Source organism: Nocardioides sp. (assembly GCF_004803405.1).
Classification (GTDB): Bacteria; Actinomycetota; Actinomycetes; order Propionibacteriales; family Nocardioidaceae; genus Nocardioides; species Nocardioides vastitatis.
Genome location: NZ_SSXI01000216.1, coordinates 1 through 855 on the forward strand (window position 1 = coordinate 1; position 855 = coordinate 855).

Annotated in this window: 1 protein-coding gene and 1 pseudogene; both read left to right on the plus strand. The window is 73.8% G+C overall.

All coding sequences use genetic code 11. The features are described from left to right. Positions 1-403: hypothetical protein (locus tag E7Z54_RS23315; RefSeq protein WP_168798338.1), on the plus strand; the 403-nt coding region annotated here is incomplete at its 5' end. A gap of 74 nt (positions 404-477) precedes the next feature. Continuing rightward, positions 478-855, plus strand: a pseudogene (locus E7Z54_RS14625) (hypothetical protein); the annotation flags it as partial.

The following is an 855-nucleotide window of genomic DNA, read 5'->3' on the forward strand; positions in this document are numbered from 1 at the left end:
CAACGGCGCGGGCGGAGACCCCGCACCGCCCGCCGCCGCGCCGACCGAGTCGGCCGCGCAGCAGGAGAGTGGCGGCGGGAGCACGGAGCAGCCGGCCGAGGAGGCGCCGTCCGCCGAGGAGCTGGAGGCCTTCGCAGAGAGCTACATCCGCACAGCCGATGCCGATCCCGCCGCCGGCTTCCGCATGCTCACGCCGAGCTATCAGCAGCGCAGCCCGGCGTACGCCGACTTCTGGGGACCGATGCACAACCCGCGGATCCTGGACATCGATGCCGATCCCGTGGCGATGACGGTCAGCTACACCTACCGATACGAGTTCCCGGGTGCGGGCAATCGCACCGAGCAGGTCACGCTCGAGCTGGTCCAGCAGGGCGGACGGCTGCTCATCGCCGACGCCCGCTAGCAGCGCTGGGCCCATTGAGGACAGCTGCCGCCACATCGCTGCCACGATGGGACGGGCATGGGTACCCTCACCGCGTGAGCCAGCAAGCCCCCCGGCTGGCGGAGCACGTGCGCGACCGCGGCCCGCTCCCAGCCGACCACGCAGCGCTCCTCCTGCTGCCGGTCGCGGAGTCGCTGGCGGCCGCCCACCTCACCACCGGAGCACATGGAGCCGTCTCGCCGTCGGCCGTTCTCCTGGCCGACGGCGCCAGCGCGAGCCTGCTGGAGGCGGGCGGCGTGGCCGCCGACCCTGCGTTCACCGCACCCGAGATCGTCGCGGGGGCGCGCCCGGACACCCGGGCCGACGTCTGGTCCCTCGCTGGAGTGCTGCTCCACGCCACGACCGGCCGGACGCCGTACGCCGACCCTGTGCGGCCGCGCGACGGTGGCTGGCTGCGGCCGATCATCGAGCTC